17 protein-coding genes are annotated in these 17,970 nt (G+C 41.0%); all 17 read right to left on the bottom strand.

Features of this window, described 5'->3' with window-relative positions:
• Positions 1 to 39: 39 nt before the first annotated feature.
• Positions 40 to 1,221, bottom strand: a complete 1,182-nt coding sequence (locus ACZ9AO_RS01970; protein ID WP_048678565.1) for an ABC transporter substrate-binding protein — start codon at positions 1,219 to 1,221, stop codon at positions 40 to 42.
• Positions 1,222 to 1,243: 22 nt separating this feature from the next.
• Positions 1,244 to 1,990 carry an ABC transporter ATP-binding protein gene (locus ACZ9AO_RS01965; protein WP_207118035.1) on the bottom strand — a complete coding sequence of 249 codons (747 nt, stop codon included), beginning with the start codon at positions 1,988 to 1,990 and terminating at the stop codon, positions 1,244 to 1,246.
• Positions 1,944 to 2,714 (bottom strand): ABC transporter ATP-binding protein, encoded by a 771-nt coding sequence (locus tag ACZ9AO_RS01960; RefSeq protein WP_375564063.1) that lies wholly within the window; start codon positions 2,712 to 2,714, stop codon positions 1,944 to 1,946. Before ACZ9AO_RS01960 ends, ACZ9AO_RS01965 begins: the two co-directional genes overlap by 47 nt.
• Positions 2,711 to 3,706, bottom strand: a complete 996-nt coding sequence (locus ACZ9AO_RS01955) for a branched-chain amino acid ABC transporter permease (protein WP_375541139.1) — start codon at positions 3,704 to 3,706, stop codon at positions 2,711 to 2,713. Before ACZ9AO_RS01955 ends, ACZ9AO_RS01960 begins: the two co-directional genes overlap by 4 nt.
• 1 nt (position 3,707) lies before the next feature.
• Positions 3,708 to 4,571, bottom strand: a complete 864-nt coding sequence (locus ACZ9AO_RS01950) for a branched-chain amino acid ABC transporter permease (protein ID WP_476108325.1) — start codon at positions 4,569 to 4,571, stop codon at positions 3,708 to 3,710.
• Between the two features lie 1,089 nt (positions 4,572 to 5,660).
• Positions 5,661 to 6,014 (bottom strand): hypothetical protein, encoded by a 354-nt coding sequence (locus tag ACZ9AO_RS01945; RefSeq protein WP_476108324.1) that lies wholly within the window; start codon positions 6,012 to 6,014, stop codon positions 5,661 to 5,663.
• A gap of 12 nt (positions 6,015 to 6,026) precedes the next feature.
• A complete protein-coding gene (locus tag ACZ9AO_RS01940; RefSeq protein WP_476108323.1) occupies positions 6,027 to 6,557 on the bottom strand; it encodes an NAD(P)H-dependent oxidoreductase in 531 nt (176 codons plus the stop codon).
• A gap of 43 nt (positions 6,558 to 6,600) precedes the next feature.
• A complete protein-coding gene (locus ACZ9AO_RS01935; protein WP_251539302.1) occupies positions 6,601 to 7,233 on the bottom strand; it encodes an HlyD family secretion protein in 633 nt (210 codons plus the stop codon).
• Positions 7,230 to 8,870, bottom strand: a complete 1,641-nt coding sequence (locus ACZ9AO_RS01930; protein WP_476108322.1) for an MFS transporter — start codon at positions 8,868 to 8,870, stop codon at positions 7,230 to 7,232. The genes ACZ9AO_RS01935 and ACZ9AO_RS01930 overlap by 4 nt, the downstream gene beginning before the upstream one ends.
• Before the next feature lie 310 nt (positions 8,871 to 9,180).
• Positions 9,181 to 9,606: a MarR family winged helix-turn-helix transcriptional regulator gene (locus ACZ9AO_RS01925; protein WP_053534838.1), complete on the bottom strand. Its 426-nt coding sequence runs from the start codon at positions 9,604 to 9,606 to the stop codon at positions 9,181 to 9,183.
• A gap of 629 nt (positions 9,607 to 10,235) precedes the next feature.
• Positions 10,236 to 11,933: a sigma-54 interaction domain-containing protein gene (locus ACZ9AO_RS01920; RefSeq protein WP_082196382.1), complete on the bottom strand. Its 1,698-nt coding sequence runs from the start codon at positions 11,931 to 11,933 to the stop codon at positions 10,236 to 10,238.
• A gap of 129 nt (positions 11,934 to 12,062) precedes the next feature.
• On the bottom strand, positions 12,063 to 12,464 hold the full coding sequence (locus tag ACZ9AO_RS01915) for a MaoC/PaaZ C-terminal domain-containing protein (RefSeq protein ID WP_053534836.1): 402 nt from the start codon (positions 12,462 to 12,464) through the stop codon (positions 12,063 to 12,065).
• Complete coding sequence (locus ACZ9AO_RS01910) at positions 12,461 to 12,913, bottom strand: MaoC family dehydratase N-terminal domain-containing protein (protein WP_251539298.1); 453 nt, start codon at positions 12,911 to 12,913, stop codon at positions 12,461 to 12,463. Before ACZ9AO_RS01910 ends, ACZ9AO_RS01915 begins: the two co-directional genes overlap by 4 nt.
• An 18-nt stretch (positions 12,914 to 12,931) precedes the next feature.
• Positions 12,932 to 13,696 (bottom strand): SDR family oxidoreductase, encoded by a 765-nt coding sequence (locus ACZ9AO_RS01905; RefSeq protein WP_048678590.1) that lies wholly within the window; start codon positions 13,694 to 13,696, stop codon positions 12,932 to 12,934.
• 20 nt (positions 13,697 to 13,716) lie between these two features.
• Complete coding sequence (locus ACZ9AO_RS01900; protein ID WP_053534833.1) at positions 13,717 to 14,892, bottom strand: acyl-CoA dehydrogenase family protein; 1,176 nt, start codon at positions 14,890 to 14,892, stop codon at positions 13,717 to 13,719.
• Between the two features lie 26 nt (positions 14,893 to 14,918).
• On the bottom strand, positions 14,919 to 16,070 hold the full coding sequence (locus tag ACZ9AO_RS01895; RefSeq protein WP_034312386.1) for an acyl-CoA dehydrogenase family protein: 1,152 nt from the start codon (positions 16,068 to 16,070) through the stop codon (positions 14,919 to 14,921).
• 45 nt (positions 16,071 to 16,115) lie between these two features.
• Complete coding sequence (locus ACZ9AO_RS01890; protein ID WP_476108321.1) at positions 16,116 to 17,711, bottom strand: long-chain-fatty-acid--CoA ligase; 1,596 nt, start codon at positions 17,709 to 17,711, stop codon at positions 16,116 to 16,118.
• Positions 17,712 to 17,970: the final 259 nt, after the last annotated feature.

Below are 17,970 nucleotides of genomic sequence, written 5' to 3'. Positions count from 1 at the left end.
ACTACGCCAGACCCGGTACACCTGCACTCCTTTACCCAGTTAACGGATAGGGACCACTTTCCCGTTTTCTACTGCACCGACGACAATAGTTGATGCAAATCCTCCATTTTCATCAATCGAGGGAATATCGTATATTTTTTGATCTGGCCCTATATTTGAAAGTCCGTCTTGCATATGTTTACGGATGGCCTTGGCATCATCAACGCTGCCTGCAGATTTCATCGCTTCCACAAACGCATACATGGCGATATAATTCAATCCTACTTCGGAGCTTGGATCTTCCTTATAATTCTTTTGATATTTCTCGACGAATGCAGGCACTGCTTCTTCATCTGAGTCCATCAATGGCAGAACGCCAATCGAGCCTTCCAATGTTTCATATGAACCTGCAATCGGCTTCATTTGATCCAGCTTTGCTTGATCCATGATGATGAAACCGCCTTTAAATCCTAGCTCCCGAGCTTGCTTCGCCACTTTTGCCGTAGGTTCCGAAGCTCCACCGATGAATAGCACATCAGGATCTTTTTTCAAGGCATTTGTGACAATCGTAAAGAAATCGGTTTCTTTGGCGAAATCAATCGAAGAATTATAAACGACTTTTCCGCCTTGCTTTTCCCAATGTGGGAGCACGGCTTCCGTCCAGTCTTTACCGTATTGCGAAGATGTTGGCAAAGCGGCAATTTTCTTGCCGAAGTTTTCCATCGCATATGTTGTAAAAGGCTCGATATACCCCTCGTAATTCGGTGGAATTCGAACAGTTAATGAATTTCCGCTCTCGGTCACTGCCGGTTCACTCGTATATGCACCAATGATGAATTCCTCTTGTTCATTAAAAACCTGAAGTGCCAGCACGCCTCCGCTGTGAGGCGTGAAAATGATCGGCGTATCATATTCCTGAATTAAACGTTTAGCATTCGACCCGGTTTCATTAGGTAAGTATTTATCGTCCAACGATACTAAGTTCAACGTGTATTTCTTACCATCTACTTCAAAACCACCAGCATCATTAATTTCATTGACGGCCATTTCGACACCATTCAATGTCCGTTTCCCATATAACGCTGCTGCCCCGCTTAAAGGACCGCTAAAACCGATGTTTACGACATTGTCATTTTTTCCTTTACTGCCACTGCTAGACACAGGGCTATCCCCTTTATTGCACCCGGTCAAAACAGTGATGGTTAGCAGGAGAAAGACAAATAATACTTTCAGTTTTTTCATAAAAATCCCCCATTCAATTTATTCAGGCCCCAATATACGCTTTCCTTACTTCATCATTGGCTAATAACTCACTTGCTGTCCCTTGAACGACAATTTCCCCATTTTCAAAAACATATCCTTTATCTGCAATGCTTAGGGCAGCATTCGCGTTTTGTTCAGCAAGCAGGATTGTGATTCCTTCGCGGTTTATTTCTTCAATGACTTGAAACATTTGTTCGACAATGAGTGGAGCGAGTCCCACCGAAGGCTCATCAAGCATCAACAATTTCGGTTTCGACATCAAAGCCCTTCCAATTGCGAGCATTTGCTGTTGGCCGCCGCTCAGGCTTCCCGCTTCATCATGATGCTTTTCTTTTAAAATCGGGAATAAGTGATAAACGTATTCCAAGGAATCCTTGATCTCCGCTTTTTTCTTTCGATGCACATAGGCACCCATCCGCAGATTTTCCTGAACGGTCATCTGTGGAAACAGTTTACGTCCTTCGGCACACTGAACGATCCCCTCCCGGACATTCCTATCCGGGGCACGGCCCCCTATCGGCATGCCTTGAAAATGGATTTCCCCCTTGGAAAGCTTACTGATTCCGCTTATTGAACGAAAAGTCGTGCTTTTTCCTGCCCCATTAGCTCCTAGCAAAACAACGATCTCTCCCTCGGCAACTTCGATATTCACATGGTTTATCGCAGTGAAACTTCCATAATTCACGGCGACATCTGTTAACTTAAGCACTGGCACTCCCTCCCAAATAGGCTTTAATGACCGCTTCATTTCCGCGGATTTCCTTAGGTGTGCCCTCGGCAATTTTTTCTCCGTAATTAAGGACCATGATGTGGTCTGCCAAGTTCATGATCATATGCATTTTGTGCTCGATTAAACAAACGGTCAGTCCCGATCGATTCAATTTTTTAATCAGTTCTGTCAAACCTTCCGTTTCATCCGGGTTGATTCCCGCAGCAGGTTCATCAAGAAAGATGATTTCCGGTTCTGTCGCTAGGGCTAGGGCAATGGCTGTCCGTTTCTTTTCCTCCTGCGAGATGCTCGAGACCATTCTGTCAGCCGATTCCGTTAATCCGACAATATCAAGCACCTCCATAGCCTTATCCCTGCAAGCCGCTTCCTCCCGTTTTAAACGTTTTGTTCTTAGAATGGCATCCACCAAATTGGATTTTGTTCGCAGTCTATGACCGACAATGACATTATCCAACACGGTCGATTGATCGAAAAGGCTTGTCGTTTGAAAGGTTCTTGAAATTCCGAGCCCCGCTATTTCATTGGCAGGAAGTTTGGTGATATCAATCCCTTTAAAAAGAACCGTCCCGGAAGTTGGTCGATGAAAGCCACTGATCAAGTTAAAAAAAGTGGATTTCCCTGCACCATTTGGCCCGATTATTGCATTGATTCTACCTTTTTCAATTGAAAAATCCACATTATTGACGGCCGCCAATCCTCCGAAACGCTTTGTCAAATTCTTAGTTTCGATTAGCAAATTCATCCCTCCTCAGCTTTTATGTGCAATTCGCCCCTAACCCCGGACAGCGAATTATCTTTTCGCTTTCTTTGCCAATCAAAGAAGGCCCCTGCTATTCCGCGCGGATAAAAGATAATGATCACCGTAAGTAATGGTCCGAATATCAGCATTCGATATTCTTGAAGGAATTGCAGATTCTGCGACAGGATTACTAATAATAATGTTCCTACCAATGGACCTGAAAGTGTCCCGATTCCACCAACCAATAAATACATCAATAGATCGAACATGATGGCAGTTGATCCGATATCAGGTCCAATGAAACGAATGAATGAAGCATACAAGGCACCTGCCAAACCTGCGAAGAATGTGGATAGGACAAATGCGGTTAACTTATTCTTCATTGTGGATATACCAATCGTTTGTGCAAGGTCCTCGCTGTTCCTGATGGCCATATACGTTCTGCCGGTCAACGAGCGAATAATTCGATACACGATTAAAATCACTGCAAGCAGGAAAATGAGAACGAGATAATATTGGGATGCTGCAGTATCAAATGTGACCGGCCCTATATTCCCAGGAGCAGGGATCCCGATCAATCCCCTAACCCCCTCTGTAAGTCCCTCCCATTTATCGATCACCAGATATATGATGTAACCCACACATAGGGTATAAATCGCGAAAAAGTGTTCCTTTGTCCTCAGCGCAATCAAACCGATTAAAAACCCAATGGCACATGTTATTAAACATGCACATATTAGTGCCAGCCAAAAGTTCATTCCCGCTTTTACTGTGAGCAGGCCAAGAGAATATGCTCCAATCGCAAAAAATCCAGCATGTGCAAGCGAGAGATATCCAGTATAGCCTGATAATAAATTGATTCCATAAACAGCTATCGCCCAGATGAACGAAAGTGTCAGCATATGGAGATAATAATCGTTTTGCGCGATATAGGGGAATGAAAAAGCAAAGACGATAAGAGCGATAATCCCATTTCTTTTCGTTAATATCTTCACACTACCTCTCCCCCTTTGCAAAAAGACCTGTTGGTTTCACCGTTAATATGATGACTAAAAGTATGAATGCAATGATGTCTTTATAATCATTTGAAATATAAGTTGCACCCAGGCTCTCACTGAAACCTAGGATATATCCACCTACGATCGCCCCCGGGATGCTGCCCATCCCACCCAATATGATAATGACGAAGGCTTTTAGGATGACTAAATGCCCCATGCCGGGAAAAACAAGATTAATCGGTGATGCAAGGGATGAAGCGATGGCTGCTAATCCCCCCGATATCATGAAGGTAAGCATCGCGACTTTATTAATGTTGATCCCTACTAATGATGCCCCTTCACGGCTTTGGGCCATTGCAATTATCGTCGAACCTGCATAAGTTTTTTTTAGGAAAAGGTAAAGTAAAACCATTACTGCGATAGCTGACACGATGATCAATAATCGCTGAAGTGTGAACGTCAGTCCCAGGATATTGACGACTTGACCATATGGAGAAGTCATAGTATGGAAGTCGGCACCCCAGACAAATTGGGCAAAAGCTTCAAGAAAAAGGAGAATGCCGATGGCTGCAATCTTATCGTGCAACGGAGGTGCCTCCCTTAACAGGCGGAACACGAAACGTTCCAAAAGGACTCCCAACAAACCAACAACGATAATGGATACGAACATGGCAATCCAGTAATTGACCCCATATAATGTCATCATTGACAACGTGATATATCCTCCCAACATATATAGGGCACCGTGTGCAAAGTTCGGAATATGCAAAATTCCATATACTAGCGTCAATCCCAGTGCAACAAGACTATATACGCTGCCAATCGTCAAACCATTAAAAAGCTGCTGGATCAAAATTTCCATTTACTTCCTCCTTGAAAATTAATGAATTTCACTTTGCTGTTCATTCCTGGCTCACAATCCTGTCCATATTTTAAAAGCACACATCTGTATTAAAAACACTTTCACATACTCTCCCATAGCATCAACATCTCGGGAAGGCCAATAAGCTTTAATTCCCTGTTATTCTCCGCCTATAGAATAGCTTAGGTGTTGCGGAAAATTCTCTTGATTCATTGTTAGCGCTTTCATTTTTTTAGGCGTAACGATTGTGCAGACAAGCTGTATTTAGGGAAAGCCAATGATTCCATTTTCTGTTTAATGACGGTTTATCCATGGTAGCCGTCGGGTTTTTTCACCCCTTTCACCTCGCACCTTCCATGGGAGGATCATTCCGTAGATTAATTTCCTGTTATTAAATGCAAGTGCTGTGCCAAACATTAAATTACCTTCAATAAGGCTAATAACCAGTCTGTAAATTCATTATTGAATTGTAAAATCTCAAAAGTATCGGTTCCATACGGGATGTCCTTCATTCACTATTGACTGAAAAAATCATTTCTGAATCAATAAAAAAATTTAAAAGGAAAGGAACCAAAAAATCCCGTTTATAACTTCCATCATTTCATACATTAGCAGGTAATAATGCACAAAAACGCAACCTAAGAACCAATAATTATTCTAAGGTAATAAAGCCCGTCATCCCCCAAAAAAGCGTAAATATAATTAGGAATTCAGTCAAAAAGACAGCACCTCCAATTTGGATAATATCCAAAATTGCAGGTGCTGTTCATACTTTCCTATTCTTTTTCCACTGACCTTTAATCGATATTTTATAAGTTTCCTCACAATTGTTGCCTGACTGGAATCAAGCGCTTCTCCGATTTCATGGTAATTTGCTAGGTTTAAGCCGCTTTCGTCAAGATTTCCTTATCAGCTTTTACCACAGAGATCACCTATTATATTATTGTTATTCCTCTAATCTCTTACCGATCGAATGGGTCACGCATTATAATGTCTAAGAACCGTTACCTTGCAGGTGTACTTAACTCACGATTTAATGTTACCTCACTTTTTAGAGTTAGTTAATCCTTAGGAATTTTTCTACACTTCTCAGTTTTTTTCATTCTCACGCTTACGATTCATGTTTTTTAAAGCTTTTCTATATTCTTCATCCTTCATAGCCAATCGCTTGAGGTTTAAATCTTCCTGCATCGTATCCTGGAAACATTGAAGGGCTTGGCGGTAGGCCTGATCGTTCATGTGCTTAACCTTCCCAGCGGAACCGGTTAGAGTCTCCTCTGGAACCAATTCAGATTTGTCAGGTGAATGGAAAGCTTCCTTACCAATTTCGTTTATAACCGTTTCATGTACCTCTTCTTCTTTTGAGGATGACCAAAAATTTATCTTGAACAATCCCGCGATAACAGCCATAGCCAATACTATACAAGCAATAATGGTCACCATCTGCCCAACTCCTTACTGTACATGTGCTGAAGTTCGTGCGACTTCGGCTACACGTTTTCCTAAAGCTCTTCCTAACTCTTGGGCTTGCTCAGGAAGAAAATCTGCACTATCAACAGGACAGGAAACCCCTACCCCATAATAAGATCCATATAGAGCATTTTCCGGAATATTACCAGGTAAGCCCACGATAATCATCCCTTGGTGAAGCATGGGAGTAATGAGGTTAAGCATCGTTGCTTCTAATCCTCCATGGACGGTAGCAGTCGTACAAAATACAGCACCAATTTTGTTTATCAGCTTACCTTCTGCCCATAAGAAGCCTAATTTATCAATCCAAGCTTTCAATCCAGAGCTAATCGTACCGAAATGTCCAGGACATCCCCATACAATCGCATCCATTTCTGATAGCTTATATACATCTGCCTGATCCACATGATCCATATGCACTTCTGCACCATGCACTTCTTGCGCACCTTCTACTATTGAATATGCCAATGCCTTTGTATGTTCACCTTCACTATCATAGACTACATAGATTTTCATAAAAGTTTCCACTCCTCTTGGATGAATTCATGCTAATTTTCGTCTACAACGAGATTTTGATTTTAGCATTCATACCAGGAAGTACTTTGGCAGATGGATTCATAATTGAGATTTTAACAGAAACTTTTTGAGTGACCTTTGTGAAATTGCCCGTATTCGATTCTGGTAAAGTCGAAAATACAGATTTAGTAGCATAGCCGATTTCTTCTACTTTTCCTTCGAAAGTTACATCGGTATCCCCATCTACGTTTATATCCACTGAATCGCCTTTTTCAATATCCTTTAAATCTGTTTCCTTGATGTTAGCTGTAATGTATAAATGCTTGAGGTCTGCAGCTTGGGCTAGCACTTGGCCACCTTGTACTAACTGGTCATTTCCGGCTCCATTTTTAATAATCGTTCCCTCCATGGTAGACTTTATGGAAACGGCTTGACCTTCTTCATCAATTGTTCCTATTGCCTTTCCTTTTGTAACATCTTTACCTTCTTTAATATCCCAATCTTTGAGCATACCAGAAGCTGGTGCTACAATTTGAACCATGTCTGCAGATACTTTCGCATCATCAGTTTTAACAAAGTTCTCATTTTGATAATAAAAGTATGCACCGCCTGCTAGCAAAGCAATTACAACAAGAACACCCAAAATATTGGCTATTATTAAACGACCTTTACTCATACGTATTTCCCCTTTTTATTCGTTTTTTCCAATGGTGCTGGAAGTAAAATATGCTGCTCTTTCTGCACTAGCGACCTTCCTTTGCCCGTTACAGCCTTTCCGATGGAAGCTAACAACATGATTATGCCTAATACCAGGAGAATGGTAAATAAATCATGGTAAGCTCCTAGAAGCGCACCTTTTTGACTATTCACACCCATTGAATAATAGGCCATGCTTTTTGCCTCTGTCAGTGTATGTCCATTATTGATATAATTGCGGACCAATCCGGCCATCTCTGAGTTAGTTTCGGGGTTCAATAGTGATATTTCCCCTCGAACATCTTCATAGTGAATCGCATGCATTCGATAAGCAAACCATCCTATTACTGGTCCAGCAATTGAACCAAATAAATTTCTCATAGAATGCAGGGATGACGACCGTAGTACTGCCTTGTGAATGTCACCTGCTAGTGCTGTTCCCAATGCCCCTGATAATAGCACCATGCTTACGCCTACGCCAATACAAGCCATTTGAACATTTATTGCCGTTAAAGAAACCTCGGTTCCCATTGATCTCCATTGAATACTGATCATTATTATGATGATGGAACCTACCATTCCCAGCCTGCCTGCACCCCATTTGTCATACAGCAGAGTACAGACGATACCTGACGCCAAGAATCCAACAAAAAACCACAAATAAAAATAAGTAAGGTATATGAATGGAGGATCAAGAATGTTACGCAAAAACCCATTAGCTCCTGCAATCGCGACGATAAGAGCAATATGAGCAGTTAAAGCCATAATTGTTCCTGAAACTGTTTTTGCTGACCACAATGATCGGATTGGAATAAAGGGATCAACAGCATTAAAATCAACCGCTATGAACAATAACGCCAATAGAAGAGCAATCACAAAAAATGGCCAAACCTGATTTGATGTTAATCCGTGTTCTTGTAAGTTATACAGCGGGAAAATCAAGTCCAATATTAATAAGGTGAATAAGAAAATTCCTTTCATGTTATGTTTCATCGTTCCTGAATTTAACTCTGGCTTCGTTTTGGGTAAGATTCTGAACCCGATTATAAGGCAAATGAGGGATGAGAGAATATTTAACAAGAATATCCATCGCCACTCAGAAATACTTAAAGATAAGGATCCAACAAATGCACCTACCGCGCTGCAACCAAATAAACCACCTATCGCAAACAATATAAACAGATTCCGCACCTTGTTTGGGTAAGACCTTAAACTAAGCGGTAGGATTGTCAGAAACAATACACCTGCCCCTAAACCTTGGAGTGATCTGCCAAGGGTGAGCGGAATGATCCCCCAGCATAGAATATTGATGATCGTTCCACCAAGGAATATGAAAATGAAAGTAAGATAAATTTTTCTTGTTCCATATTTCATGGGAAGGATACGTCCAAATGGGAGACCTAGCGAAAAAGCCAAATTTGAGCAAATGGATGGAAGTAACATAACGTGTGTACTTAAGTTAAGTCCATTTTGAATAACCATTTGATTCAAGATATAGGAAAGACTTGTAAAGTATTGAGGCCCAAATGAAAATAACGTTAATATAGATATGAGCACATATTCCGGCAAGAGGGGTTTCTTTATCTCGCCACTCAAAACATTATTTTGTGAATTCATATAATTCCCCCTTTCTTTCTAAGCTAATTTTGAATGTCAAATTCCATTCATTAATATTTTTAAAAGAAAAAAGTCTTCACCATCCATTCATATTGAGCAGTTAAACATGCAACTTACCCAAACTTGCTATTTACAATTTGTATTATACAACATATATAAAATATAGCAATAAAAATATTACCCAAACAAACCTATAACACGGAAAAATGAAAAAGCCTAATTCAAATAAGAACATTTGAATTAGGCTTTTTCATGAAAAGGTTCATTAAAATGTAATAAACAATACTGTTTCTGCTTATCAAAATTCGGATTATCTTTGTTTCCAGTTCTTAATATCCTGATTCAAACGTGTTAAATTCCTCTGAAGAACGTTTAAATCTTCCTCTGACCAGTCTTTAAGAATATCGGATAATCTTTCTTGACGAGACTTCTGAGCATTATGTAATATTTCTTGCCCTTCTTTCGTCATGACAATTAAGCTGATTCTTCCGTTTTTCGGATCTGGATAGCGGCGAATGAATTCCTTTGACTCCATAGCGGCAACCTGGCGACTTGCGGTAGACACATTCAGTCTCAATTGGTCTGACAATTCATTAATGCCTAGTGGCCCATGCTTATCCAATTCACTTAGCAATAAAAACTCGGATCGATCTAGGTTGCCTATTTGTCTACTGGGGGATGTTGTTAGACGTACAAGCAGGGCTATGTCATATTCAATTAACTGGAGTGAGTCCAAATTCTATATCTCCCTTCTAGTGATTTATTTGAAAATAATTAGGCTGAACTAGTGTAGCTGGTTCTTTATATATATTTTCCAATTAAAATGATCCACTACCCTTGTATGTGTATAAAAATAATATACATGATTTTCAATGGCTTACCAAGTTTTAAAGCTTTAATAAACCCGTTTAAATCAATATATTGAATAGGATTTAATCAGATATCTTATTGATAATTTCCCCTGTTTGTCTCTGACATTCTGAAGCTTTGAGCGAAAATCTGAGTTGATAAATTAATTCTGTAACCTTACATATTCCTCCTCCCATGTATAAATCGGCTTTTCCTCTTATTTATCGGAACTGTAAATAAATATAGTTTTATTCTACCACGCTGTATCATACCCTCTCCTGCTATTCATCCCAATAATCGTGGTTGTGGGTGCAGACTGGTTTCCTCAGTAAGAACCTGCTCTAGCCAAAGATGTTTACAGCTGGTGAATCTAGGTTGGACACTGCTGCTCCAATCTATTTTTTCGTCTTTGGTTTACATTCAATCTATATTTTTTATTGAATTTTCGCCTATCGTATAGTCAAAAAAACTGTAACTCCCATTTTTCTAACAATGGGAGTTACAGTTCAAACTCATCTATTCTTTTCCACTGACCTTTAATCGATATTTTTTAAGTTTCCTCACGATTGTTGCCTGACTGGAATCCAGGGCTTCTGCTATTTCATATGTAGTTTGGTAAGTTTGAGCCGCTTTCGTCAAAATTTCCTTTTCGGCTCTTTCCACCGCTTCTTTTAAAGTTAAGGTAGCATTGAGGTTCGGTTGATTCCGATTTTCCGGCTGATATTCTTCCGGAAGGTCGTTAATCGATAATATTCGATTATCCGTCAGCACGACGAGCCTTTCCACTATATTAATCAATTCACGGACATTTCCTGGCCAATCATGTTGATAAAAATATTCCTTCAACCGCGAATCTATTTCTTTTGAGAATTTATATTGTTCGTTTGCTTTTGTTAAAAACAAGTCAGTCAATGCCAAGATATCCTCTCTTCTTTCCCTTAGAGGAGGTATCGTGATCGGAATGACATTCAACCTATAAAAGAGGTCTTCACGAAAATCACCCGATTTAACCATTTCCGAAAGATTTCGGTTCGTGGCTGCTATTATGCGAACATCGATTTTCTTTGGTTTTGTACCTCCGATTCTTTGAATCTCCCTTTCCTGAAGGGCCCGGAGCAGCTTCACCTGAAGTTGCAGGGGAAGCTCACCGACTTCATCCAGGAATAGGATACCACTCTCTGCCAGTTCAAACATCCCTGGTTTTCCTTTTTGATTGGCTCCGGTAAATGCCCCTCCTTCATATCCAAAGAGCTCGGATTCCAATAAATCAGCGGGAATTGCCCCGCAATTTATTTTGATGAAGTCTCCTTTTTTAGATCGGATGCTCCGATTATAGATATTTCGGGCAAGGACATCCTTTCCAACACCCGTTTCCCCCAGTATGAGTACTGTCGCATCAATATCCGATATTCTTTCTGCTATCTCATAAATCATTTTCATTTTATCACTGACGAATACGACTCCATCTTTGCTCGTTATCTTCCGCAGTTTCTCAATTTCCTGCTTATATTGATTATTCAGTTCATTAGCTTTCGTCAACTCATGCATCAGTTCATTTAAATCAGATAAATCCCTTATATTCGTAACGACTTGCTCTATTTCCCCTTCTGCATTAAAAACGGGACTCCCTGTTATCAATGTCTCCTTTCCCGCAAAATTATCCTGTACGACTGATACCGTTCGTCTCAGCTTCACTACCTTATGAGTCACCGACGCATTCAGTATGCCGCGTTTAATCAATTGGTCCACAGATTTGCCGATATAATACTCTTTTGGTATGCCTGTGATCCGTTCAATTGCCGAATTGGTATAAAGTGTGATTCCATCTTGATCGGTGATGTATATTCCATCATAGGAATTTTCGATTATTGCATCCAGTGCGCGATTCAATTTATCCGTTTCATGAGCATCAATCAGTAAATCGTCCAAAAATTCTGTTTCCCTGCCTATATAAAGAATATTGTCAGCATCCATTTGTTTCATTAATAAAAATAAATACCGTTTATCATGCAGCCTTGCAGCTGCAAGCCTTTTATTATCGAGAAATTGCCACTCATCGAATTGTTCGGTTAATGTATTATTACCATCCTGGCTTAACAATTGATTAAAATAGTTTCCCCAATCCTTAATCCGATTTGCAGAATCCACGACTAGTGCAGGAAAGGTCCACTCTTTGAGCAAATTAAGCTGAGAATCCTGTTTCACTTGATTCATTACTATTCACCGCCGCAAAAAGAATTCTTTTTAAGTACAATTCTGGATAATTTTCGAAACTCCTTTAAAATTGTCGAATTTCGCTCCTAAAAAAAGTAGTGATGAAATAATTTTCATCACTACTTTACCTCAGTAAGTCTTAAAAATAACCTCTCCACTGATCGCTTCCTTACCTGACTGGTTAGTGGCCGCTACGTTGAAAAAATATCTATTCCCATTTTTTTCTTTTAGATCCGCTTGAAGAGTTATGACATCATTCAGGAAAACCATGCCTTTGAAACGAATCTTGTATTCTTCGATAAAGCCAATTTCATAAAGATTACTGAATAGCTTTGCGAGGTTTCCCATCGTCCACATTCCATGTGCGATGATACCTGGAAGACCAGCATTTTTTGCTTCCTCATCAATGGTATGAATGGGATTGAAATCACCTGATGCGCCGGCATATTTAATGAGGTCCAGTCGCGTTACAGGTGCAAGCTCGATAGAATGTAACGAGTCACCAATATGAAGTTCGGTTAATGTCGTCACTTACTCATCACCATCCTTCTGATCGTTTCATTTAAAATGACAAGCTGTTCAGCAGTGAAGACAATTTCCCCATTTGCATCCGTCCCATAATTTTTAAAGGCTAGAAATCCCATTTCCCCTTGTTTCCCTTTTTTCTCATAATAGTCTTTCACTTCCGTATAACAGCTGATTTCTTCCCCTACCTTCAGCGGCCTGTTATAGCGATATACCTGCTCACCGTGAATCAAGCCTTTATTCGGGAGATTTAAGCTTTCAATCGTCCCAAAATCAAAGACCCTTGGGAAAGTTGGTGGAGCGATATTCGTACCGTACCTTGATTGCCTGCCTGTTTCTTCATCAATGAAAATCGGGTGGGGATCACCAATCGATAATGCGAATTTTTTTACGGCTCCCCGTTCAACTATATTTATAACGGGTTTGGATCGTTTTCCAATACTATCGTTGAACATAACATCCCGCCTTTTCCCTTAATTTTTTGGACCGCCCGCAACATATAAAACCTGCCCGCTAATGAATGAGGATGCCTCATCGGCAAAGAATGCAACAGCATGAGCAATATCACTTGGCAAACCGCTTCTGGCAACCGGAATACTATTTGCCCTATCCTGGATGAATTGTTCAAAACTCACTCCCACCCGCCTAGCTGTTTCTTTCGTCATTTCGGTTTCGATAAAGCCTGGTGCGACCGAATTAGCCGTTATCCCATATTTGCCAAGTTCAATCGCCAGTGTTTTTGTTAACCCCTGAAGCCCAGCTTTTGCGGCTGAATAATTAGCCTGCCCGCGGTTCCCAAGGGCCGAAGTGGATGATATATTGATGATTCTTCCGTACTTATTTGCAACCATATGCTTCTGGGCGGCACGTACTGCATTGAAAGTACCTTTTAAATGCACATCCATTACCGTCTGCCAATCTGAATCGGTCATTTTAAAAAGTAAATTATCCCGGATGACCCCAGCATTATTCACGAGAATATCAAGCGATCCGAATGTGTCGGCTATTTCTTTTATCGATGCTTCCACCTCTTCTGGATTGACCACGTTGGTCACTTTGGTAAAAATGGTATAACCCTTGTCCCTTAATTCATTTCCTGTTGCTGTCAAAACCTCTTCGTTGATATCGATAATCGCCACGTTTGCGCCTTCACTGGCAAACAGTTCGACGATCGCCCGGCCAATCCCCCTGCTTCCACCTGTAACTAAAGCTGTTTTCCCTGAAAATCTCCCTGACATAATCGTTTCCTCCTAATCTATTATAAGAATTGTCCTAATTTAACATGACCCTTAATCAAATTTCGGGAAATGATCATACGCTGTATTTCATCCGTACCATCATAAATCCTCCAAAGCCTTGCCTCGCGGTACCAACGTTCGATGGGAAGCTCCTTCGTATAGCCCATGCCACCATGTATCTGCAATACTCGATCCACGACACGATTCCCCATATTGGCTCCATAGAGTTTAGCCATTGAAGCTAAATGGCGGTTGTCTTCTCCATTATCAAGTGTAAAAGCCGCATTCAATACAAGCCATCTTGCCGCTTCAATCTCTACAGCCGAATCAGCTATCTGCCATTGAATGGCCTGGCGCTCAGCGATCGGTTTACCAAATGTGACTCGTTCTTTAGCGTATTCTATTGCCATTTGCAGCAATCTTTCTGCAGAACCGACAGCGCGTGCGCCTACGATCCATCTTGCAAACCCTATCCATTCCAAGCCTAGTTTATAACCGCCATGCACTTCCCCTAAGATGTTTTCTTCGGGTACCCTGACATTATCAAAAACTAAACCGGCCGGTCCCCATTCTCCCATCGTATTGATATACTCTGATCTCCAGCCCATATCACGGTCTACAATGAAACAGGTTACCCCTTCCGTTCCGGTCGCTTGATGACGTTCTTTGTCTGTTACGGCAATGACCATGACGAAATCGGCATCATTTCCTCCGGTAATGAACGTTTTTTCACCGTTCAGCACCCATTCGTTCCCTTCTTTTACTGCCGTCATTTTAATATTTCTCGTATCGGACCCAGCTCCCGGTTCCGTCATGGCAAAACAGGACTTTTTCTCACCATTAATCGTAGGGATCAGATATTTCTGTTTCTGTTCTTCATTTGCATAATAAAGGATGTTATCAGCCGAACCTCCAAAACTGAATGGTACAAACGTTTTTGATACTTCCATCAAGACAATTGCCATCATGAGCTGACCTAGGTCTGCCCCGCCAAATTCCTCCGGGGTATTAATGCCCCAAAACCCGGCTTTTTTTGCTTTTTCCTGTAAATCTTTCAATGTCCCCTCTGGTAAACTAGGTTTTCCTGCCATTTCATTGCGAAGTACTTCATTTTCCAATGGAATCAATTCATTTTCCACGAACTTGCGTATTGTTTTTTGCACCATTTTTTGTTCATCTGATAGTCGTAAATCCATTTTAACCCCTCCGCTTTCCAATTAGACTAGTTTTGATATTTTCTCTTTAATTGCCCGGTAATGATATTCTTTTGGATTTCGGACGTACCTTCATATATTCTGGTGATTCGGGCATCCCGATAGAAACGTTCAACTGGATAATCCTTCATATATCCCATCCCGCCATGAATCTGAACGGCCTTATCAGCGATACGATTATATACTTCCGAACCATACAACTTGAGCATGGCCGCTTCTTTAATGATTTTTTCTTTCTGATCGACCATCCATGCGACCCTGTATGTGAATGAGCGAAGTGCTTCTATTTCCATTGCCATCTCGGCAATCATATGGGATACGGCTTGATGATCAATGATCGGGACATTGAATTGTTCACGTTCTGTGGCATATTTGGTAGAAAGATCGAGCAGGTATTGACAGGAACCTAAATTACGGGCAGCAAGGCCTGCCCGACCATTTGCAAGGATTTTCAAGGCATTTACATACCCTTGGCCGACGTCCCCCAGTACATTTTCAGCAGGAACCTCGCAATCTTCAAAAAATAATTCGGCCGAATGTGAGCCTCGAAGACCCATCTTCCTTTCCAGGCTACCAACTCTAAAACCCGGAAAATCCTTTTCTACTATGAATGAGGTGATCCCTTTCGCCCCTTTATCTTTGTCTGTAACGGCCATAACTGTAAAAATATCTGCTACATCTGCATTCGTTATATAATGCTTGGTACCATTTAAAATATATTTATCGCCATTTTTGACCGCCGTCATTTTGAGATTCGTAGCATGGGACCCCGCTGCAGGCTCAGTTAAAGCAAAAGCGCCAATTCTATTACCGCTTGCCATATCTGGTAGATATTTTTCCTTTTGCATTTCATTGCCCATTTCAACTATCCCTACCGTCCCTATACCGGTGTGGGCCCCAATCAGAGTGGTATATCCATTATGTGTTTTGCCGATTTCCTCATATAAAGCACATTTTCCCACCATCCCGATTCCGAGTCCGCCATACCTTTCCGGGATACTAAGTCCGAATAGCCCGATTTCCTTCGATAAATTTATGATGGATTCCGGGATATGATCTTCATCCTCTATCTGCATGGAAAATGGATCGATTTGTTCTTCGATAAACTGGCGTATATTTTCTTTAAGTAGCAGGATGTCTTCATCTAAGCGAAAGTCCATTTGCATTCCCCTTTATCTGCGAATTGGTTGTTAACGCTTTCATATCTAGTTCGAATGAGCGATATGTTTTTCTTGAAGCTTGCGTTTTAAAATTTTACCGACCGCCGTCTTCGGAAGTTCACTTTCAAATGTGATCGCTTTTGGGACCTTGAAGGCAGCGAGCTGCTTTCGGCAATAATCCTTCAATTCGTTTTCAGTTATTCTTTCACTTGGTTTTAGAACTACCGCTGCATGTACCGTTTCACCGCGATATTGATCGGGAACGCCAAAGACGGCAGCTTCCAGAACCTTAGGGTGGCTGTATAGTATATCTTCAATTTCAATTGGATAAATATTGAATCCGCCTGCGATGATCATCTCTTTCTTCCGTCCCACAATGTAAAAGAAGCCATCTTCATCCATCTTGGCCATATCACCGGTATGCAGCCATCCGTTTTGAATCGTCTGCCGCGTCTCTTCAGGCATGCCCCAATAACCTTTCATTACCTGTGGACCCTTAATGACCAATTCACCTGGTGTATCAACCAAGAGGGCTGGCTCTCCTGTAATGCTGTCAATTATGGCTGCATCCGTATTTTGTATCGGAATCCCGATACTTCCGGGTTTTTGCAGGCCGCTGACTGGATTCCGGTGCGTGACTGGTGACGCCTCGGACAGTCCATAGCCCTCAGCAATCTTTGTTCCACTAAGTTCGTTAAACCTTGACAATACATTCAATGGCAATGGTGACGAACCCGAAACGCAAGATTTCAAAGTATGCAAATCAAATGGATGGGACTGGTAATATTGTAATAAAGCAATATACATCGTCGGTACCCCTGGAAAAATAGTCGGTTTAAGATTAGTGATAATATCGACAATCTCCGTTACCTGAAATCGGGATACAAGAATTAATTCCCCGCCATTATAAAACGTCAGGTTCATCCCTGAAGTCATGCCGTAAACATGAAATAATGGGGAAACGCCCAGTACCCTTTCCTTCCCCTTTTGAGTATTGATTCTTGAAGTGGCTGCACTTTGCAGCGTATTGGCTACGATATTACGATGGGTTAGCATCGCGCCTTTAGAACGCCCTGTCGTTCCTCCAGTATATTGGAGGACGGCGACATCTCTAGCAGGTTCAATCTCCACAGTGAAATCCGCCTCTGTTACAGATAGCAGTTTTTTTGTCATTTCACATTTTCCCTTTTCCAGAGACACGATCAACACCTTTTCAACATCCGTTTCAGCTATGACGGCTTCAACTATGGGCAATAAATCGTCGAGTACAATGATGTGCCTTGCACCTGAATCTTTCAGGACATGCATTAATTCGTTCGCCTTATACATTGGATTGATTTGGACAACAATGGCTCCATTCAAAAGAGTTCCAAAAAAACCAATTGGATATTGGGGACAATTAGGAAGCATGATAGCCACACGATCTCCCTTTCCAATCCCTTCATCAGCAAGCAAGCGGGCACATCTTTTCACTAACTTCCCCAACTCTGAATATGTATACCTTTCCTCCATGAACGTTACCGCTGTATTATCCGAATACTGTTCGACTGATTGAAAAAATAGTTCTGTCAATGAAATTTCAGGAATATCAATCTCGATTGGATTTCCGGACGGGATATGCTTTATCCAAGGTCTATCCATTGGTCCTCCCCTTTCTTCATTCAAAAATAAAGAAGTCATACTAACAATATGCAAGGAGTGTGCCAAAAATAAATCGTTTTGATACGTTGATTCAGTTAATGCTAAAATTCAAAATTGAATTATTTGCTGCTTTCTTAATAATATTAGGTTCATAATACTAGGATTTAAATTTGACTCAATAAGTCATTTTTGAATTAAGACATTACTTTCGTAAAAAGACTCAACTGTAGTGCTGGCCTGTGGATATAACTGATCATTT

Source organism: Peribacillus sp. TE19612 (assembly GCF_056279465.1).
Note: the sequence above shows the minus strand (reverse complement) of the source record. Positions and strands in the feature narration are given on the sequence as shown.